Source organism: Tabrizicola sp., assembly GCF_031377265.1.
Taxonomy (GTDB): Bacteria; Pseudomonadota; Alphaproteobacteria; order Rhodobacterales; family Rhodobacteraceae; genus JAUYQR01.
The window spans coordinates 1-18,980 of the sequence record NZ_JANMET010000020.1; the positions used below are offsets into that span (position 1 = coordinate 1).

The following is an 18,980-nucleotide window of genomic DNA, read 5'->3' on the forward strand; positions in this document are numbered from 1 at the left end:
GTAGAAATCGGTCTGGCTCAGCCAGCGCGTTGGCAGCACGTCGCGTGGCCAGAGATGGCTGCCAGCAACCGTACGCAAAGCCGCCTCGCGCACCGGGTCAAGTGGCGACCAGAACGACACGGTCTGCCGCCCCTCGACAAAGTAATACGGCCCATCGGTATGCCAGGGCGTCGCTTTCGTAGTGCCGGGTTCCTTGACAAGCACATGGTCATGGAACATCTGCACCCGGTCCGATTGCATCAGCTTTGCCGCCACATCGGCCACATCCGACCGTTGGATCACTTCGGAAAACTCCGGGATCCCCGTCCAGTTGCAGTAATCGTCAAAGAACGACCCGGCCTCTCCCGGCTTGAGGGTGGCCATCTGGGCGGCGCTTGGGTTGTCCATATTGCGCGCGACGCCGGCCCGCAGCATATCCACCCAGTCCGCCCAAAGGCCCTTGACCAGCACCACGCCGTCGCGCTGGAAATCCGCCACCATCTGGTCTGTCACAACGGTTGCCATTGCACTCTCCCCTTGCTGCCCGCACCCTGCCCGTCGGCGGCGCGAATGCCAAGGGTCTAGCCCGGCAACACCAGCATCGTCGGGCCAAACCGGCGCACCACAGCCCCGGTGCCAAGCTTGAACCGCGCCAACCCCGGCGCCTGTTCGGTGTTGATCGACCCGAGGTCCAGCCAACGCACCCCTTCGGCGCGCAGTGCAAGCGCCGCCCGCCACAGCATCAGACCGTGCACTGCCCCGTCCCGCGCCGCTTGCCCCGCCCAGGCCATGTGATAGGTGGCGCTGGCCCCGTACCGCACAAAGCACATCGAGGCCTGAAGTGTCCCCGCGGGGCGCCATTCCCACAGCCGCAGCGCCCGGTCGGGCAAGGCCCGTGAAAAGCCGGGCAGCAGGGTGCGATAGCGCCGCGCGGCCCGTTGCATTGCCTCAACTTCGATCAACGCCTCCAGCGCGCCCGCCCGGTTTTCGGCAAACTCGAAGCCCTTGCGTTCAGCCGCCGTCAGATGATTGCGCCATTTCCGGTCCATCCGGCTGCGCGGATCGCCTGAAAGATCCCAGATCGCATGATGCATCGGCGTCACCAGCGGGATCAGACCAAAGCCCGCCATGCTTTCCTCCGGTGTTACCAGCGTAATGCCCGGCCAGCGCGCAAACCGGCGCAACGCTGTGCGACGCTCTGCCATACTCGGGTCGCCAGTCCAGACCGGGCCGCGCGAAATCAGCCGCATCCTGCCACGCTCAACCACCTGCGCCACGCCTGCCCCAAGGTCGATCCGGGACACCCGTGCGCCACATGCGCCAGCCGCCACCGCATACTCCAGCGATTGCTCAAACGGCAGATGTCGATCTGATGGAACTGTTCTTCCGATCATACGGTTATTTAACCGAAAGGAAACCTACCATGCCCTTAATGCCGGATATGCGACGCAGCTCTATTCCAAAACCCCTCGCCCCCGCGCCGCGCCTCACCCTTTGGGTGCCGGTGCTGATCGCGGCGGCGCTGTGCCTGTTCTGGCTGGGGCTATTGGCGCTGACTTACCGGTAAAGCAGCGATTTTCCGTTCGCGAACAGATGCACTTTCTTGGGATCGGCCGTCAGCTTCACCGTCATCCGCCGCAATTCAGACCGGATACCGGGTAACTTACCCACCACCTGATGCCCTTCACCCTGCTTTTTGAAATACAGCAGCGTGACTTCCCCCAGCGCTTCGGTGATCTCCACCTCGCCGGTAAAGATCGCGTCGCCGGTGGTTTCGATGAAATCCTCAGGGCGGACACCGATCTTGACTTTCAGCCCCTTGTCCGAGGCAATCGTCGGCACCGCAGACCGTGCCACCCCGCCATTGTCCAGCTTGACTGTCGTGATCGCCCCGGTTTCCACCACCTCGCCGGTCATCAGATTCATCGCCGGGCTGCCGATGAACTGGGCCACGAACTCGTTCTCGGGCCGCTCGTACAGATCCAGCGGCGTGCCGACCTGGCTGATGCCGCCGCCTGCCAGCACCACGATGCGGCTCGCGAGGGTCATCGCTTCCACCTGATCGTGCGTCACGTAGACCATCGTCGAATTCGGCATCGCTTCTTTCAACTGCGCGATTTCGATCCGCGTTGCCACGCGCAGCGCAGCATCCAGGTTCGACAGCGGTTCGTCGAACAGATAGACCTTGGGGTCGCGCACGATCGAACGCCCGATCGCCACCCGTTGGCGCTGGCCACCAGACAGCGCCTTTGGCAGGCGGTCCAGATAGGGCGTCAGCTGCAGGATGCGCGCGGCCTTGTCGACGGCGGCCTTGATCTCATCCGGCGATTTCTTGGCGATCTTCAGCGCGAATGACATATTCTCCCGCACCGTCATGTGCGGGTACAGCGCGTAAGACTGGAACACCATCGCGATGCCGCGCTGCGCCGGTGGCACGTCGTTCATCCGCACCCCGTCGATGGAGAAATGCCCGCCGGTGATCCGCTCCAGCCCCGCGATCATCCGCAAGAGCGTGGACTTGCCGCAACCCGAAGGCCCGACAAAGACGATCAGCTCGCCGGTCTTGATATCAAGGTTGATGTTTTTCAACACCTTGACCTCGCCATAAGCCTTCTCGACGTCCTTCAGCAGCAGTTCCGCCATGATGTCCCCTCCCTCAGTCCCGTTTGGCCAGACAGACACCCCAGGGGGCCAGCGTCACACGCCCGCCCTCTGCCGTCTGGCTGCCGAGTTCTGTCCCGATTGCCGTCCAGTTGCCAGTCGGCAGCGCCACCTCGATGGTATTGCTGCCAAGGTTGAAGGCGCAGAACAGGTCTTCTTCCCCGCTGCGCCGGAATGTTGCCACATCGCCGATGGCCCGAATGTCGTGCATTTCGCCGCTGCGCAGCACCTCGTGCGCGCGCCGGAACGCCAGCGCCGCCCGGTAATGCGACAGCATCGATCCCGCTACCCCGTCTTGCGCCGCCACGGACAGTGTCAGATGTGGCGCCTTCACCGGCAGCCACGGCAGGCCACTGGAAAACCCGCCCGAAGAATTGTCGGTAACCCACACCATCGGCGTGCGGCATCCGTCGCGGCCCTTGAATTCCGGCCAGAACTCGATGCCATAGGGGTCCTGCAACTCGTCCCGGGCAAGCTCTACCTCGGGCAGACCCAGCTCCTCGCCCTGATACAGGCAGATTGACCCGCGCAGGCACACCAGCAGCGTTGCATAGGTCTTGGCTGCAGCCTCGTTCAGCCCCCAGCGGCTGATGTGGCGGATCACGTCATGGTTGGAATAGGCCCAGCACGGCCAGGCATCCGGTGCCACTGCTGTCATCCGCGCGAAGGTGCCGGCCAACAACCCGGCCGTCAGCCGCGTCGGTTGCAGCATCTCGAACGGATAGCACATCTGCACCTTGTCGCCGCCCGAAGTAGACTCGGCCATGATCTCAAGGCCCCGCTGCGCATCGCCCACCTCGCCCACGGCGGCGGCCGCGTAGGGATTCAGCACAGCACGGAATTTGCGCAGGAATTCAAGGTTTTCCGGCTGGTTCTTCGAAAAGAGGTGCAGCTGATGATTGTAGGGGTTCACCGACGGCGCGATGGAATTGTTGCGCAACTCCTTCGGCAGGCTCGGGTTGTCGCGCAAATACTTGTCGGCAAAGTAGAAGTTGATCGTATCCAGCCGGAATCCGTCCACCCCCCGTTTCAGCCAGAACCGGGCCACATCCAGCAGCGCGTCCTGCACCGCATCGCAGTGAAAATTCAGGTCGGGCTGACTGGTCAGGAAGTTGTGCAGATAATACTGCTCGCGCCGGTTGTCCCAAGCCCAGGCCGACCCGCCAAAGATCGACAGCCAGTTGTTCGGCGGCGTGCCATCCGGCTTTGGTTCAGCCCAGACGAACCAATCGGCCTTCGGGTTGCTCCGGTCCTTGCGACTTTCTACGAACCAGGGGTGCTGGTCGCTGGTGTGCGACAGCACCAGATCGATCATCACCCGCAAGCCCAGATCATGCGCCCGCGCCACCACCGCGTCGAAATCGGCCAGCGTGCCGAACATCGGGTCGATGTCGCAGTAGTCACTCACGTCATAGCCGAAGTCCTTCATCGGACTGGTGAAGAACGGGCTGATCCAGACCGCATCAGCACCGAGGCTGGCGATATGCGGCAACCTCTGCGCGATCCCGGCCAGATCGCCGATCCCGTCGCCGTTCGAATCCTGATAGCTGCGCGGGTAGATCTGATAGATCACCGCCCCACGCCACCAGTCCGGGTCCGCCGCCAGCACTGACCGGCCCTCGATATCCATCTTGCTCACTTCACCGACCCCGCCAACAGGCCCCGCACCAGGAACCGCTGCAGCGAGAAGAACACCGCCAGCGGCACCGCAATCGACACGAAGGCCGAGGCTGAAAGGATCTCCCAATCGCCGCCGCGCGACCCCATCAGGTTCACCAGGTTGCCGGTCAACACTTGCTGATCATTGCCGGTGCCAAGGAACACCAATGCCACCAAGAGGTCATTCCACGTCCACAGGAACTGGAAGATCGCGAAACTGGCCAGCGCCGGGAACGACAGCGGCAGGATGATCTTGGTGAAAATCTGAAACTCGGTCGCCCCATCGACCCGCGCGTTCTCGATGATGTCGCGCGGCAGGCCGACCATGTAGTTGCGCAACAGATATACCGCCAGCGGCAGGCCGAACCCGGTATGCGCCATCCAGATGCCAAGATAGCCTTTGCCGATGCCGATCCAGTTGTGAAACTGCAGCAGCGGGATCAGCGCCAGTTGCAACGGCACCACCAGCAAACCGACCACCGCAGCCACCAGCAGCGCGCGGCCCGGAAATTCCATCCAGGCAAGGGCATAGGCCGCGAAGGCAGCAATCAGGATCGGGATGATTGTCGCCGGGATCGCCACCGTGGCGGTGTTCATGAAGGCTTGAAACACCGTCTGCCCGGCCATCGGGCTGAACAGCACGTTCTGGTAATTGTTGGTCGTGAACTCCGGCGGCGTTGATGCGGTTGCAAACACCCGTGGCATCCGCTGGTCCTTCAGCGACGTCGGCGAGGCGAGCGCAAAGCTGCCGTCCGCCTGCACCACCAGGGTCTGGCCATCCGCCAGCTCGGCCGCCTGCCCCGCCGCATAGGCGTTCGGTTCCTTGGAACTGGTGCCCCAGGTGCTCACCACGGAACCGGCCGTGTCGAACAGCCGCCCCTCGATGACAAAGGCGCCGTCCTTCTGCACCTCGTCCCCACCGATGCGGATCGCGGGCAACTGCTGCTCCTGCGTGGTCAGCGCCCGCCACCAGCCCGACGTACTGATCTGATCGCCCGTGCGGAACGATGACACCAGCAACCCGAAGGTCGGCAACACCCACAACAGCACCAGCGCCACCACCGAAAGATGCACCGCCCAGGTCAGCGAGGATTTGGTTCCTGCAATATTTTCCATGTCCCGGCCCCCTCAGCGCATTTCTTTGCGAACGTTGTAGACGTTCCAAACCAGAATCGGCGTGACCAGCAGCATGATGATCATCGCACTTGCCGACCCCACGCCCCAGTCATTCGCCCGGAACAGCTTGTCATACATATAGTTGGCCAGAACCTGCGTCTGCCATTGGCCATTGGTCATCGCCAGCACGATGTCGAACACCTTGAGCACGACGATTGTGATCGTGGTCCACACCACCACGATCGTCCCCATGATCTGCGGCACCTTGATCTTGAAGAAAATCTGGAACGGGTTGGCGCCATCGATGATCGCGGCCTCGATGGTGTCTTCCGGCACGCCGCGCAGGGCGGCGGACAGGATCACCATGGCAAATCCGGTCTGAATCCAGACCAGCACCGCCATCAGGAAAAAGTTGTTGTAGAAGGCCTGGCTCAGCCATGTCTGCGGCACGCCATAGGGCAAAACCGCGCCGAACAGGCTCAAGATGCCACTGAGTGTTGACCAGATCAGCCAGCCAAGAATGGCCACCCCCACCACCCGCAGGATCAGTCCGGCCAGACCGCCGGGCGCTTCGGTGCCCTTCATCAGGTCGCGGATCATTGCCCAGACCACATAGGCCAGCGCCGCGCCAAACGCTAACAGTGCCAGCCCCGGCACGACTTTCAGAAAGATCGTCGACCAGATGCCACCATCGAATTTCAGCCAGATCGCGTTCAGCGCGCCGATCTGCGCCTGATCCGCCGGGCGTGTGTCATAGATCAGCTTCCAGATCACCGATGCGCCCACGAACGAAATCGCCATCGGCATGAAGATCAGCGACTTGGCGATGTTTCCCCATCTGATCCGGTCGGTCAGTTGTGCGGCCAACAGGCCAAACGCGGTGGACGCCGCAGGCACAACCACCAGCCACAGCATGTTGTTCTTCATCGATTCCCAGAACTTGTCCTCGGTGAACATCTGGGAATAATTGGCAAATCCAACAAAAACCCGCTTGTTGCCCGGTGCATCGTCGGTCAGTGACAGCCACGCCGTCGCAAAGACCGGATAGGCCAGATACAGCCCCAGCGCCACAATCGCGGGCATCAGAAACAACCACGGGCGGACCATATTGGCGCGGTTGATGTTGCGCCCGGCGTTCGGCCCGCGCGCCGGAAACAGCACTTTGTCCAGAAAGATGTTCGAGGCATAGAAGTAGGTGATACAGCCGCCAACCCCGATAACGATGGTCAGCAAAGCCTGAAATGCTGGATTCATGTGCCCCTCCCAAGACCTGAACCGGAAGATCGCGGGCAGGCACGGAGTTGCGTCCGTGCCTGCCCTTGCTGTGGGTCTGCCTTACTTCGGCCAGCCGGCTTCGATGGTGTCGGCCACTTCCTGGGCCGTCTTGCCACCAACGTAGTCGACCATGCCGGTCCAGAACGTGCCCGCGCCCACTGCCGGGTTCATCAGGTCAGACCCGTCAAACCGGAAGGTGGTTGCGTTCAGCAGGATCTCGCCCTGCTTTTTCAGCGCGGCGTTGGCATAGGTTTCCGGATTCGCCGACTTCAGCGGGGTCAGGAAGCCTGATCCTGCCATCCAGATTTCATGCGCAATCGGGGTTTTCAGCCACTCGATAAACGCCCGGCTACCTTCGGAGTCCTTTAGCATGAACGCAAGCGTGCCTGCACCCAGAACCGGTTTGCCCAGATCTTTGCCCGCGTAGGCCGGCATGTAGAAGAAGTCCGCGTCCGTACCAAGTTCCGTGCCTTCCGGGAAGAACGAAGGGATGAACGACGCCTGGTGGTGCATGTAGCACTGCGGCGGCGAGGAGAAGAGCCCTTTCGGACTGTCCCGGAAATCGGTCGAAGCCACCGCAGCAACGCCACCCGCGACGTATTTGTCGTTCTTTGCAAAGAAGCCAAACTCTTCAATCGCCGCCACGACAACCGGGTCGTTGAACGGGATCTCGTGCTTGTACCACTTGTCATAGACGTCGGCAGGCTGGGTCCGCAGCATCATGTCTTCAACCCAGTCGGTCGCGGGCCAACCCGTCGCACCACCTGAACCCAGGCCAATGCACCAGGGCGTGCCGCCGTCAGCAACGATCTGGTCGGTCAGCGCCTTCAGGTCTTCCATCGTCTCAGGCACCGTGTACCCGGCATCTGCAAAGTTGTCGGGAGAAAACCAGACCAGCGATTTCACGTCAATCTTGTAGGGGAAGGCGTAGAGCGCGGGGTTGCCATCCGCACCCTTGTAGGTGCCCAGGCTGACCCAGCTGTCGCCTGCCGCGTAGTTGTCCTTCAGCCAGGCTTCGGTTTCGGCGCCGAGCGGAATGATGAAGCCTTTTGACGCCAGATCGCCGATCAGGCCCGGCTGCGGCAGAACCGCGATGTCGGGCGGGCTGCCTGCCTGCGTGTCGATAACGATCTGCTGCTCATAGTTTTCCGACGAGGAGTAGTTCACCTTCACGCCCGAAGCGGCGGTGAAGTAGGCCAGCATGGTTTCGACCAGCACCTGGTCTTCGCCGCGCCACGGCCCGAACATGCTGATTTCCTGGCCTTCAAGGTTCGTCGCCTCGTCATAGGCCTTGTAGCTGTCCCAGTTGAAGGCACCCTCGCCCACCGGGAATTTCAGGTCCTGCGCGAACGCGCCCCCTGCGATCAGCGCCAGCACGCCCGTGCTGACGATCAGTCTGGTTTTCATAGGTCTTCCTCCCGAATCCCCCGCTCTCTGACGGGGCATGAAACCAACAGCCGTCGCATCGGTCCCGCAGCACTGCCGCAGAATCAATTCAAACCGCTTTGGATATCTCACCCTTGCCGATCCTATTCCTTGAGTCAATCCAAAGCGCCTTCAATGTTTTCCCAACGCCCAATCCTTGGGCAACGGCCCTTCCGTAATCGATTACGGACCTCAACGAATAGCTTTGACCTGATCGTTATCGCTGGCTACAGTTGCCACAATTGAAATCGTTTTGAGCAGCCCATCCGCATGAACCTCAAGGAACTCGCCACAAAGCTGGGCCTGTCGCCCACAACGGTGTCGCGCGCCTTGAACGGCTACCCCGAGGTCAACGAGACCACGCGCGAACGCGTGATGGCGGCGGCAAAGCGGCACAATTACCACCCCAACACCCGCGCCATCCGCCTTGCCACCGGGCGGGCAATGGCCGTCGGTCACGTCATTCCCATCGCCACCCGGCACGAAATCGTCAACCCGGTGTTCGCCGATTTCATCGCCGGCGCGGGCGAGACTTACAGCCGCAATGACTATGACATGGTGTTGTCAGTGGTACCGGACGAAGATGAAGATGCCACCTATCGGGCGTTGAAATCCAAGGGCAATGTCGATGGGGTCATCGTGCATGCGCCGCGCCTGAACGACCCGCGCATCCCGTTGCTGCGCGAAATCGGTCTGCCCTTTGTGGTGCATGGCCGCGCCACCGGCACGCTGGAACCTTATTGCTGGCTTGACGTGAACAACCGCCGCGCGTTCCAGCGCGCGACCGAATTCCTGCTCGACCTCGCGCATGTCCGCATCGGTCTGGTCAACGGTCTGGAATTCATGGATTTTGCCATCCGCCGCCGCACCGGCTATGTTGATGCCCTCACCGCGCGCGGCATTGCCACCGACCCCGCCCTGATGGCGTCCGACGAGATGACCGAGGTGTCCGGCTATCGCGCCACCCTGGCGATGCTGGCGCTGGCCAATCCGCCCACCGCCATCCTCGCCTCGTCGATGATTTCCGGCATGGGCGTACGCCGCGCGGTCGAAGGCGCGGGCCTGACGGTCGGGCGCGATGTGTCGATCATCATCCATGACGACGACCTCAGCTACATGAAGAACGGCGAGGATGTGCCGATCTTCACCGCCACCCGCTCCTCGGTTCGCGAAGCCGGGCGTCTGGCGGCCGAGATGCTGCTTGCCGTCATCGCCAACCCCGAAGGCGGCCCGCAACAGCGCCTTCTCGAAGCAGAGCTGATCATCGGCCAGTCCACCGGCCCCGCACCCCGAGGCTGACATGTCCCTGTCGCGATATGATTTCCCCGAGGGCTTTGTGTTCGGCGCAGCCACCGCCGCCTATCAGATCGAAGGCTCGGCGTTCGGCAACTGCGGCCCCTGCCACTGGGATACATTTGCCGCGACCCCCGGAAATGTCGTCCGCGCCGAAGACGGGTCGAAAGCCTGCGATCATTATCACCAGTGGCCCGCCGATCTTGACCTGCTGCAAGCCGCGCATATGGATGGCTACCGTTTTTCCACCTCCTGGGCGCGGGTGATGCCGGATGGCGTGAACATCAACCCGGAGGGCATTGATTTTTATGACCGGCTTGTCGATGGCATGCTGGCGCGCGGGCTGCAGCCGTTCCAGACCCTCTACCATTGGGAAATGCCCTCTGCTCTGGCTGACACCGGCGGCTGGACCAACCGCGACACCTGCCACCGCTTTGCCGATTTTTCCGAAGCCATCACCCGCCGGTTGGGTGACCGCGTGGCCGCCATCGCCACCATCAACGAACCGTGGTGCGTTGCATGGCTCAGCCATTTCCTTGGGGTCCACGCCCCCGGCCTGCGCGATATCCGCGCCGCCGCCCGTGCCATGCACCACATTCTGCTGGCTCATGGTCTCAGCGTCGAACGATTGCGCGGCATGGGCCAGCAGAACCTTGGCATTGTGTTGAACTTCGACTACCCCGCCACCGTCAGCGCCAGCCCCGAAGATCAAACCGCAGCAAACCTTTGGGACGGAATCTTCAACCGCTGGTACATCGAAGGCATCACCCGGCAGGCCTACCCATCCAACGTGCTGGAAGGTCTGGGTCCGCATATGCCCGCGCATTGGCAAGACGACATGCCACTGATCGGCCAGAAACTCGACTGGCTGGGTGTGAACTACTACACCCGGAACCTGCACGCCCACGCCCCGGGAACGCCGTGGCCATCAATCCGCACCGTGCCCGGCCCGTTGCCAAAGACCCAGATGGGCTGGGAAATCTACCCCGAGGGCTTGCATCATTTTCTGACCCGCATGGCCAAAGACTACGTCGGCGATCTGCCGATCTACGTCACTGAAAATGGCATGGCGAATGCTGATCAACTTGAAGATGGCGTTGTAAATGACCGTATTCGTGAAGATTTCCTGTTCGCTCACCTCGCCGCCACCAAACAGGCAATTGCCGATGGCGCCAACGTAAAGGGCTTTTTCTACTGGTCGCTTCTGGACAATTACGAATGGGCCGAAGGCTACGAAAAACGCTTCGGTCTGGTGCATGTGGATTTTGCAACCTTGGCAAGGACCCCAAAATCCTCTTATCACGCTCTGGCCCGCGCCTTGGCACGCAATACCGGAGCCTGAGATGACCCTCGCGATCCTTGCCGATATCGGCGGCACCAATACCCGCGTGGCGCTGGCCGAAGGCACCACCGTGCTGCACGACACGTTCCGGCGTTTTCCAAATGCCGAATACATGGCGCGCGGGCAGGACATCACGCATGTGTTGCAAGACTATCTGGCGCAGACCGGGGCCCGCGTCTCGGGCGTCTGCGTGGCCGCCGCAGGCCCGGTGCAGGACGGTGTCGCCACCATGACCAACCTTGACTGGGTGATGGACGCGGCCAAGCTTTCCGCAGCGACGGGTGCACAAAAGATAGCCATTCTCAATGACTTGCAGGCCCAAGGTCAGGCGCTTGGCCACCTTCCGGCGGAAAATCTGCGCACTGTCATCACTGGCCCGGTGAAATCCGGCGCGCCGATGCTGGTGGTGGGTCTTGGCACCGGCGTGAACGCAGCCCCGGTTCACCACAGCGCGCAAGGCCGCATCGTGCCACCTTCTGAATGCGGCCATGTCAACATGCCGGTGCGCACGCAGGAAGACTTCCGCCTCGCCCGCTTCATCGAAGCGCGCCTCGCCGCGCAAGGCGAGGTTCCGCATGCCGGTGTTGAAGAGGTCCTCGCCGGGCGCGGGCTGGCCAACCTGCACGCCTTCGCCGCCACCGAGGCTGGCCGACCCGCCTCGCTCACCTCGGCTGAGGTGCTGGCCGCACTGGACGCAGGCGACCCCATCGCCGCCCATGCCGCCCGCCTCTATATTCACATCCTCGGCCAGATACTTGCCGACCTCGCCCTGATCCACCTGCCCTACGGCGGCATCTATCTGATCGGCGGCATGTCTCGCGCGATGACCCCGCATTTCGCCACGCTGAACCTGGGCGCTGCGTTCCGCGAACCGCGCCGGGTCGATCTGTTGCAACAGGATTTTTGCGTGACGGTGGTTGAAGACGATTACGCCGCCCTGACCGGCTGTGCGGTCTTTCTCGCTCAGTTGGCCTGAAACGCCCTCAACGCAGACGTTCCTGCAAGAACTGCAGCGTCACGCCAAGGCCATCTTGTGAAATGCCATGGCCCGTCCCGCGCATCACATGGCCAAAGGTGTCAAATCCGGCGGCCACCAGCGCATCCCCGGCACTTGCCATGTCGCCGAACGGCACCACCGGGTCCTGATCACCATGCAACAGCAGGACCGGCGGCCGCGCCACCGCTTCGCTCGCCAACCGCTCAGGCCGCAGCAACCGCCCCGAGATCGCCACCACCCCCGCCATCGCCTTGGCCCGGCGCGGCGCCACATGCAGGCTCATCATCGCGCCCTGCGAAAAGCCAACCAGTGCCAGCGCCTCGGGCGCAAGGCCAGCCTCCGCCAGCCGCGCATCCAGAAACCCGTTCAGATCCGCCGCCGCCGCATCAAGCCCCGCCTCGGCCAGTGCCGGCGACGATCCGTCCAGCCAGGGGATCGCAAACCACTGCAGCCCGAAGCCACCGCCGATACACCGCTCTGGCGCATCGGGGGCCAGAAACAGCGTGTCCGGCAAATGCTCGCCCAGAACGTCGGCAAGACCCAGCAGGTCCGCCCCATCCGCGCCATAACCGTGCACGAACACCACCATCGACCGTGTCTTGCCCGACGCCGCCGCCCGGCTTCCGAACCGTAATTCCCGCATCACGCCACCCCGTCCCGTTCCTTTGCCACCCGGTAGTAGGCCCACAGGATCCGCGCCGCAACCGACCGCCACGGCGACCAGGCTTCGGCCATCACCCGCAACTGCTTGTCCGTCGGCCGCGCCGCCAAGCCGAACAACATCCGCGCCGCCTCCTGCAGCGCCAGATCGCCGGGCGCGAACACATCCGCCCGCCCCAGCGCAAACATCGCGTAAATCTCGGCCGTCCACACCCCGACCCCCGGCACCGCCACCAGTGCCGCCACCACCTCGCCGTCCGGCCGGGCCCGCAGCCCCGCGAAGTCCAGCCCCGCCTGCGCCAGCGCCCGCCCGTAACGCGCCTTCTGCCGGCTTAACCCCGCCGCACGCAACGCCTCGTCCGACGCCACCGCCATCGCCCCGGCATCCGTCAGCCCCGCCGCCTCCAGCCGCGCCCAGATCGCCCGCGCGCTTGCCACCGAAACCTGCTGCCCGACGATCGCGCTCAACACTGCACCAAAGCCATCCGCGCTGCGCCGCAACGGCAAGTCGCCAACCTGCTGTAGCGCCCGCGCAAACAACGGCTCGCGGGTGGCCAGCCAAGCCGCGCCCTCGGCCACGCAGTCCAGCGTCTGAATGATCCGTCCCACCATCCGGCCTACCTGCCCAATCCACGCGCCGAAATGCAAGCCGCCTTTTCGCCCTTGCCCCCGCCTGTGCCGCCCCTTACCCCTATGCCATGTCCCAAGATGCCCTCGCCAAACGCAATGTCCTCGTCCTGGTCGGCGCGCAAGCCATCCTTGGCGCGCAGATGCCGATGATCTTCACCATCGCTGGTCTTGCCGGAAACAGCCTTGCACCGAGCCATTGCTGGGCGACGCTGCCGATTACCTGCACCGTCATCGGCTCGATGCTGACGGCGACACCGATCTCGGCCTACATGCAGAAATACGGGCGCCGCGCCGGTTTTGTGCTTGGGGCGATGGGTGGTGCACTGGGTGCCGCCATCGGCGCTTACGGGCTGTCCACCGCCAATTTCGCCCTGTTCTGCCTTGGCGCGTTCATCACCGGCATCTACATGTCGGCACAGGGCTTTTACCGCTTTGCCGCCGCCGATACCGCGTCTGACGACTTTCGCCCCAAGGCGATCAGCTGGGTGATGGCGGGGGGCCTGTTGTCCGCCGTGATCGGGCCGCAGATCGTCAAGGTCACCTCTGATTCAATGGCCGTACCGTTCCTTGGCACTTATCTTGCGGTGATCGGGCTGAATCTGGTGGGCGTCTTCCTGTTTGCCGGCCTCAAGATCCCCACGCCCAAGGCCCCCGTCGCCGGTGCCCCGCTTGGCCGCACCCGGGCCGAAATGATCCGCACCCCCCAGATCGCCGTTGCGATGATCTGCGCCACCGTGTCCTACGCGCTGATGAATCTGGTGATGACCTCATCGCCCCTCGCCGTGGTTGGCTGCGGCTTTCAGACGGCGAATGCCGCCGATGTGGTCACCGCGCATGTGCTGGCAATGTACGCGCCGTCGTTCTTTACCGGCCACGTCATTGCCCGTTTTGGGGTGGAGCGGGTGATCGCGCTTGGCCTGACCATCCTTGCCGCAGCCGGGGCCGTCGCGATGGCGGGGGTGGAGTTGGAGAATTTCTTCATTGCCCTGATCCTGCTTGGCATCGGCTGGAACTTCGGCTTCATCGGCGCGACCACGATGCTCACCTCCGCCCAGAGGCCGGAAGAGCGTGGCCGCCTGCAGGGCCTGAACGACCTCGTGGTGTTTGCCGGTGTCACCACTGCATCCTTCTCTTCAGGCGGGTTGATGAACTGTTCTGGCGGGTCCGTGCAACAGGGCTGGCAACTGGTGAACATGGCAATGCTGCCGTTCCTGGTGCTCGCTGGCGGCGCGTTGATCTGGCTCTGGCTCAGGCCGAAAACCCCGACCGAGGCTTGACGCAGGGCTTTTCCCAAACCGGCGTTTGTGATAGACTTATTGCATTAGACCAATGCGTTTTCCGGTTTTTTGCAAGGATCGATTATGGAAAATCCAGTTTCCAGAACGCTGTTAGGCGTCAAAGGGCCTGAGTCTCGCAGGACAGACAAAAAGTCGATCTGGCCACTTTACCGACCAATCGCCTGGGCGCTTGTCACCGCTGCAACGGCCTTGCTGTTTGTGTTTTTTGCAAATGTCCACCCAAGCACGGTTTCCACCGGGGTGCTGGGGTTTGGCCTGCTCGGCGCGTCTGCTGCCGCCCTCGTCGGTGGTTTTTTCGGCTTCCTCTTTGCGTTGCCACGCGATCTCTCCCGCCTCGCACCGCCAGAACCTGCGGCCCCCGCTGCCGCAGTCGCTTCCGATTCAGCCCGAAAGGAAAACGGAGCCGCAATCGGCCGCACTTCTGAAACTGAAGAACAGGGCCAAGACCGCGCGCGCGCCAGTTGGGCCAACAACAACCTTGTCAAAGTGTCGGACTGGCTGACGACAATGGTCGTCGGCGTCGGCTTGGTCGAATTCACCAAGATCATCGACTGGCTGGGCAAGATGGGGGCAAAGGTTGGTGCGGCGTCGGGTATGGCCGGCACCAGCGCGCAGGAAAGCTTTGGCACTGCCGTCCTGCTGGCCGGCTTCGCTATCGGCTTCCTGGTGGGCTATATCCACACACGGACTGAAGTCACCACGACTTTGGCCTCGACCTTCAGTGTCGTGGAAAGAGAGTTGTCCAGCCAGATCCTCAGCGTGCAGCGCGAATTGCAAGAGGCCGTGATCGAGGTCGACGCGCGCATGGAGAAAGAGGTGGCGACGGTTCGCGATCAGTTCGAGCAACGCGAACGTTTTGAAATCGATGAACTTATCAAGAAGCGCGATGAAATCACCGGCGAGCTGCGCACTGAGGCCGACGCCCTTCGCAGCACGCTTGCGCGCTCAGCCGAAGTCCTGCGCCATCTCTATGAACCTGCGCCCGGCGGGTTCGAGGCCGCCCTCCGTCTCCTCGACACGTTGCTTGCCAATCCGGTCTTCAGTGCTGATGGCCGGCTTTGGGCCTACCGGGCCTGCGCACTTGGCCAGAAATACCGGCATGACACTACGAATGGCGCCAATGCGCAGGCGCTGCAGGAAACCGCAGATGCAGCGTTCCTGTCGGTGGAACATGCCCTTGTCAGTGACCCGCTGCTCCGGCCCTGGTTGCACAGCCTCTGGTCTGTCGAAGACGCGGCCTTCCGCAGCGGCGAGGATGACCTGACGCCGTTCTGGCTGGATCCCGCTCTGCGCACAAGATTTGCAAAGCTGCTGGACCAGGGCGAAACGGCGCAGGATCAGCCTGAAAGTTAACAAACACCTAATCTGTCAGGTTAAGTCATTGATTTCATTATAGCGCGATGCCTGTCCACGCGTGGACATCACCAATGCCCGGTCACAGCCTGCCACAAAAGCCCGCCCCTGCGCCGAAACTCCGACAGCCCCAGCCGCCCCTCCCGGACAGCCTCAGGATTGGCCACTGCCTGCCGCAGGATCGCCCCGGCCTGCCACCCCGCCAGCAGCGCCGGGGCCACCTCCTTCGGCACGTCCCGCCGCGCCGCCCGTGCCGCCTTCAGCCTTTTCAACCCCACAGCAGCCACGTCCCGTGCCGCCACCCCCTCCGGCAGCGGCACCCTGCCCCGCGCTTCCAGATCCGGAACCGCCCGCAAGAATGCCGCCATCCCCGCGGCCCAACCGTAGTTCCGCACCGCCGGCTCCGCCCCTTCCGGCGCGCCCAAGGCCCGCGCGGCCAGCCACATCAACCCGGCCCCCGTCGCCTCGATGTACTCCTCAAGCCCGGCAAATCCCGCAAACGGTTCCCGCCCAATGTCCCAACGCCGCGCCGCGATCAGCCGGTCCAGCACGTCCAGCGGCAGCCCGAAATCACGGATCACCTCATGCAGCGGCTCCGCCACCTCATGCGCCCTTGCCGCCCCCGATGCCGAGTTTTCCACCACGTCGCGCCACCACTGCAACCGCATCTCAGCGATCAGCGGCTCCTCAGTCACCCAAGGTGCCCGCGCCACCTCGAGGTTGAACGCATACAGCGGAAACAACTGTGCCCTTACCTCAACCGGCGCGGCCAGCACGGCGGCAAACCTCTCAGGATCACCCCGCTCCACCAGACTGGCGCAGGCGGCAACGGTCAAATCGGCACTCCGAAGTCGCGGATCAGCTTCCATTGGATCGCGTCCAGCAGCGCCTCGAAACTGGCATCCACAATGTTGGCCGAAACCCCGACTGTGGACCACCGCCGTCCCTGCCCATCCTCGCTGTCGATGATCACCCGCGTCACCGCCTCTGTGCCGCCATTGGTGATGCGGACCTTGAAGTCCACCAGTTTCATATCGTCGATGCACTCCTGATAAGGCCCAAGGTCCTTGGCGAGAGCTTTCGCCAGCGCGTTCACCGGCCCGCGGTCACTGCCAGATTCGTCCATGCTGTCGGAGACGGACATGTTCTTGCGGTCACCGATCTTGACCACCACCACCGCCTCCGACAGGCTGATCATCCGGTCATACTTGTTCTTCCGCCGCTCCACTGTGACGCGGTAGCGCTTGACCTCGAAAAACTCCGGACACAGGCCCAGTTCGCGGCGGGCCACCAGTTCGAACGACGCCTGTGCGCCGTCATAGGCATAGCCTTGATCCTCGCGGTCCTTCACGACTTCGATGATCCGTCCCATGCGCGGATCTTTCGGGTCGACAACCATCCCAGCAGCCTGCAGCCGCGCGCGCAGATTGGATTGCCCCGCCTGGTTCGACATCGGGATGACACGCTCGTTGCCAACCTGCGCCGGGTCGATGTGTTCATAGGTCGACGGATCCTTCAGGATCGCGCTGGCGTGCAGGCCCGCCTTGTGGGCAAAAGCGCTGGCCCCGACATAGGGCGCGGCGCGCAAGGGGACGCGGTTGAGAATGTCGTCGAGCATGCGGCTGGTTTTCAGCAAGCTTGCCAAAGCGGCCGGGGTAACGCCGGTCTGAAGCTCACTCGCGTAGGGTTCCTTTAGCAGCAGCGTCGGGATGAGGGTCGAGAGGTTGGCATTGCCACAGCGTTCGCCGAGGCCGTTCAGCGTGCCCTGCAGTTGGCGTGCGCCCGCGTCTATGGCGGCGAGAGTGTTGGCAACGGCGTTGCCGGTATCGTCGTGGCAATGGATGCCGAGGTGGTCACCGGGGATGCCGCTGGCGATGACTTTGGCGGTGACGCGGCCCACCTCGGCGGGAAGGGTGCCGCCGTTGGTGTCGCACAGGACGACCCAGCGGGCACCGGAGGTGAGGGCTGCTTGCAGGCAGGACAGGGCGTAATCGGGGTTGGCGCGGTAGCCGTCGAAGAAATGCTCGGCGTCGAAGATCGCCTCGCGCCCCTGCGAGACGAGGTGGCGGATCGAGGCGGCGATGGCGTTGCGGTTTTCGTCGAGCGTGACGTTGAGGGTCGTCTCGACGTGGAAGGGATGGGTCTTGCCGACGAGGCAGACGGCGGGGGTGCCGGCGTTCAGGACGGCGGCGAGGACGTCGTCGTTTTCGGCGGAGCGGCCCACCCGTTTGGTCATCCCGAAGGCGGTGAGGGTGGCGCGGGTTTTCGGGGGGGCCGCAAAGAAATCGCTGTCGGTCGGGTTGGCCCCCGGCCAGCCGCCCTCGATGTAGTCGACCCCGAGGGTGTCGAGGGCCCGGGCGATCTGGATCTTTTCGGCGGCGGAGAACTGGACCCCCTGAGTTTGCTGGCCGTCGCGGAGGGTGGTGTCGAAAAGGTAGAGGCGCTGGCGGGTCATGCGGGGCCTCCCGTTTGGGGTGTCCACGCGTGGACAAAAAACGGTGTGAGGGATTTCATGGGGTTATGGTTTTTAATTATGGTTGCGTTAACGCATGAACCACTTGCCCGGGGCGCTTGCGGCCCGGGCAGCGCCCGAACCGCCACCACGGAGCGGGAGCTGCCCTGTGTTGCACGCGCGATCTTCATAAAAGGGCCTCAAGCCGCTCTACAGAAACATTGATTTCGGGCCTGAAGTCCACGCTATCTGCCGTCATCATAATCGATACATTGGCAGCAGCGATTTTGGCCTTGAACTCGTCAACTTCAGAGAAGTCCTTGTTCTTCTTTGCTTCGATCCGCAGTCTTTGAAGTTTCTCTGCCAGCGGACCTAGAAGAGTGAGAACCCTTCGATGTTCGAGGACGCGGACCTCTAGCGTTTGCCAACTGAGAAGTCCAAGAAACTCTATATTCCGCGCCAGTCTGGTGGCGTCATTCGATCCGTTCATGCCCATCAAAGCTGTCAGTGCTTCATGCGTGTTCACGTCGTCTGACAAGGCGTCAACGACAGCTTTGTCTGGGTCGAGCAGTTTTGCTGCGGCCAAGTCACCATACATGGAAACAAGTTCGACAAAGCCATGAAGTCGGAGTTCTGCCTCCACCGCTTTCTCTTTCGTCCAGTCCATCGGCTTGCGGTAATGCGTCGACAACAAAACAAACCGGATCACCTCACCCGGGACGCCCTGATCCAGCAAATCGCGCACGGTGAAGAAGTTGCCCAAGGACTTGGACATCTTCTTGCCCTCGACTTGCAGCATTTCGTTGTGCAGCCAATAATGGGCAAAGTCCCCCTGCGGGT

Annotated in this window: 18 protein-coding genes; 6 read left to right on the forward strand and 12 right to left on the reverse strand. The window is 62.8% G+C overall.

Going from position 1 to position 18,980, the window contains the following annotated elements; all coding sequences use genetic code 11:
- Both RMO18_RS01230 and RMO18_RS01235 read right to left on the reverse strand, forming a co-directional pair.
- Positions 1-504: phytanoyl-CoA dioxygenase family protein (locus RMO18_RS01230; protein WP_309663412.1), on the reverse strand; the 504-nt coding region annotated here is incomplete at its 3' end.
- Between the two features lie 56 nt (positions 505-560).
- On the reverse strand, positions 561-1,373 hold the full coding sequence (locus tag RMO18_RS01235) for a GNAT family N-acetyltransferase (RefSeq protein ID WP_309663413.1): 813 nt from the start codon (positions 1,371-1,373) through the stop codon (positions 561-563).
- 47 nt (positions 1,374-1,420) lie between these two features.
- Between RMO18_RS01235 and RMO18_RS01240 the strand changes: the two genes are divergently transcribed.
- Positions 1,421-1,546, forward strand: coding sequence for a hypothetical protein (locus RMO18_RS01240; RefSeq protein WP_309663414.1), 126 nt, complete (start codon positions 1,421-1,423; stop codon positions 1,544-1,546).
- Here RMO18_RS01240 and RMO18_RS01245 read toward each other — a convergent pair.
- The 5 genes from RMO18_RS01245 to RMO18_RS01265 form a co-directional block, all read right to left on the reverse strand.
- Positions 1,537-2,622, reverse strand: coding sequence for a sn-glycerol-3-phosphate ABC transporter ATP-binding protein UgpC (locus RMO18_RS01245; RefSeq protein WP_309663415.1), 1,086 nt, complete (start codon positions 2,620-2,622; stop codon positions 1,537-1,539). The two genes, RMO18_RS01240 and RMO18_RS01245, sit on opposite strands and share 10 nt — an antisense overlap.
- 13 nt (positions 2,623-2,635) lie before the next feature.
- Positions 2,636-4,270: an alpha-amylase family glycosyl hydrolase gene (locus RMO18_RS01250; RefSeq protein ID WP_309663430.1), complete on the reverse strand. Its 1,635-nt coding sequence runs from the start codon at positions 4,268-4,270 to the stop codon at positions 2,636-2,638.
- Positions 4,271-4,275: 5 nt separating this feature from the next.
- Positions 4,276-5,415 (reverse strand): carbohydrate ABC transporter permease, encoded by a 1,140-nt coding sequence (locus RMO18_RS01255; RefSeq protein ID WP_309663416.1) that lies wholly within the window; start codon positions 5,413-5,415, stop codon positions 4,276-4,278.
- Between the two features lie 12 nt (positions 5,416-5,427).
- Positions 5,428-6,669: a sugar ABC transporter permease gene (locus RMO18_RS01260; RefSeq protein ID WP_309663417.1), complete on the reverse strand. Its 1,242-nt coding sequence runs from the start codon at positions 6,667-6,669 to the stop codon at positions 5,428-5,430.
- Between the two features lie 81 nt (positions 6,670-6,750).
- The gene (locus RMO18_RS01265; RefSeq protein ID WP_309663418.1) at positions 6,751-8,097 is read right to left on the reverse strand and encodes an ABC transporter substrate-binding protein; all 1,347 of its coding nucleotides are present in this window, start codon (positions 8,095-8,097) and stop codon (positions 6,751-6,753) included.
- A 288-nt stretch (positions 8,098-8,385) separates the two neighbouring features.
- Here RMO18_RS01265 and RMO18_RS01270 point away from each other — a divergent pair, with 288 nt between their 5' ends.
- From RMO18_RS01270 to RMO18_RS01280, 3 genes are read left to right on the forward strand one after another with little or no spacing between them, the layout of a single operon-like run.
- Complete coding sequence (locus RMO18_RS01270; RefSeq protein ID WP_309663419.1) at positions 8,386-9,414, forward strand: substrate-binding domain-containing protein; 1,029 nt, start codon at positions 8,386-8,388, stop codon at positions 9,412-9,414.
- A 1-nt stretch (position 9,415) separates the two neighbouring features.
- Positions 9,416-10,750: a GH1 family beta-glucosidase gene (locus RMO18_RS01275; protein ID WP_309663420.1), complete on the forward strand. Its 1,335-nt coding sequence runs from the start codon at positions 9,416-9,418 to the stop codon at positions 10,748-10,750.
- A gap of 1 nt (position 10,751) precedes the next feature.
- Positions 10,752-11,726 carry an ROK family protein gene (locus RMO18_RS01280; RefSeq protein ID WP_309663421.1) on the forward strand — a complete coding sequence of 325 codons (975 nt, stop codon included), beginning with the start codon at positions 10,752-10,754 and terminating at the stop codon, positions 11,724-11,726.
- A 7-nt stretch (positions 11,727-11,733) separates the two neighbouring features.
- Here the strand turns inward: RMO18_RS01280 and RMO18_RS01285 are convergent, their stop codons facing one another.
- Both RMO18_RS01285 and RMO18_RS01290 read right to left on the reverse strand, forming a co-directional pair.
- The gene (locus RMO18_RS01285; RefSeq protein ID WP_309663422.1) at positions 11,734-12,393 is read right to left on the reverse strand and encodes a dienelactone hydrolase family protein; all 660 of its coding nucleotides are present in this window, start codon (positions 12,391-12,393) and stop codon (positions 11,734-11,736) included.
- Complete coding sequence (locus RMO18_RS01290) at positions 12,390-13,019, reverse strand: DNA-3-methyladenine glycosylase 2 family protein (RefSeq protein WP_309663423.1); 630 nt, start codon at positions 13,017-13,019, stop codon at positions 12,390-12,392. Before RMO18_RS01290 ends, RMO18_RS01285 begins: the two co-directional genes overlap by 4 nt.
- 86 nt (positions 13,020-13,105) lie before the next feature.
- On the opposite strand from RMO18_RS01290, the gene RMO18_RS01295 reads away from it, so the two are divergent.
- Positions 13,106-14,314, forward strand: a complete 1,209-nt coding sequence (locus RMO18_RS01295) for an MFS transporter (RefSeq protein ID WP_309663424.1) — start codon at positions 13,106-13,108, stop codon at positions 14,312-14,314.
- A gap of 210 nt (positions 14,315-14,524) precedes the next feature.
- The gene (locus RMO18_RS01300) at positions 14,525-15,688 is read left to right on the forward strand and encodes a hypothetical protein (protein ID WP_309663425.1); all 1,164 of its coding nucleotides are present in this window, start codon (positions 14,525-14,527) and stop codon (positions 15,686-15,688) included.
- Positions 15,689-15,756: 68 nt separating this feature from the next.
- Here the strand turns inward: RMO18_RS01300 and RMO18_RS01305 are convergent, their stop codons facing one another.
- From RMO18_RS01305 to RMO18_RS01315, 3 genes are all read right to left on the reverse strand, one after another.
- Positions 15,757-16,524: a squalene/phytoene synthase family protein gene (locus tag RMO18_RS01305; RefSeq protein ID WP_309663426.1), complete on the reverse strand. Its 768-nt coding sequence runs from the start codon at positions 16,522-16,524 to the stop codon at positions 15,757-15,759.
- A complete protein-coding gene (gene cimA / locus RMO18_RS01310) occupies positions 16,521-18,143 on the reverse strand; it encodes a citramalate synthase (protein ID WP_309663427.1) in 1,623 nt (540 codons plus the stop codon). Before cimA ends, RMO18_RS01305 begins: the two co-directional genes overlap by 4 nt.
- 184 nt (positions 18,144-18,327) lie before the next feature.
- On the reverse strand, positions 18,328-18,980 hold a 653-nt coding region (locus RMO18_RS01315; RefSeq protein WP_309663429.1), incomplete at its 5' end, for a class I tRNA ligase family protein.

Bases quoted from the DNA above. Each gene is read 5' to 3' on its own strand.
- RMO18_RS01280 (WP_309663421.1), top strand. From the start codon at position 10,752: ATGACCCTCGCGATCCTTGCCGATATCGGCGGCACCAATACCCGCGTG.
- RMO18_RS01255 (WP_309663416.1), bottom strand. From the start codon at position 5,415: ATGGAAAATATTGCAGGAACCAAATCCTCGCTGACCTGGGCGGTGCAT.
- RMO18_RS01290 (WP_309663423.1), bottom strand. From the start codon at position 13,019: ATGGTGGGACGGATCATTCAGACGCTGGACTGCGTGGCCGAGGGCGCG.
- RMO18_RS01250 (WP_309663430.1), bottom strand. From the start codon at position 4,270: ATGGATATCGAGGGCCGGTCAGTGCTGGCGGCGGACCCGGACTGGTGG.
- RMO18_RS01295 (WP_309663424.1), top strand. From the start codon at position 13,106: ATGTCCCAAGATGCCCTCGCCAAACGCAATGTCCTCGTCCTGGTCGGC.
- RMO18_RS01275 (WP_309663420.1), top strand. From the start codon at position 9,416: ATGTCCCTGTCGCGATATGATTTCCCCGAGGGCTTTGTGTTCGGCGCA.
- RMO18_RS01270 (WP_309663419.1), top strand. From the start codon at position 8,386: ATGAACCTCAAGGAACTCGCCACAAAGCTGGGCCTGTCGCCCACAACG.
- RMO18_RS01260 (WP_309663417.1), bottom strand. From the start codon at position 6,669: ATGAATCCAGCATTTCAGGCTTTGCTGACCATCGTTATCGGGGTTGGC.
- RMO18_RS01240 (WP_309663414.1), top strand. From the start codon at position 1,421: ATGCGACGCAGCTCTATTCCAAAACCCCTCGCCCCCGCGCCGCGCCTC.
- RMO18_RS01265 (WP_309663418.1), bottom strand. From the start codon at position 8,097: ATGAAAACCAGACTGATCGTCAGCACGGGCGTGCTGGCGCTGATCGCA.
- RMO18_RS01245 (WP_309663415.1), bottom strand. From the start codon at position 2,622: ATGGCGGAACTGCTGCTGAAGGACGTCGAGAAGGCTTATGGCGAGGTC.
- cimA (WP_309663427.1), bottom strand. From the start codon at position 18,143: ATGACCCGCCAGCGCCTCTACCTTTTCGACACCACCCTCCGCGACGGC.
- RMO18_RS01235 (WP_309663413.1), bottom strand. From the start codon at position 1,373: ATGATCGGAAGAACAGTTCCATCAGATCGACATCTGCCGTTTGAGCAA.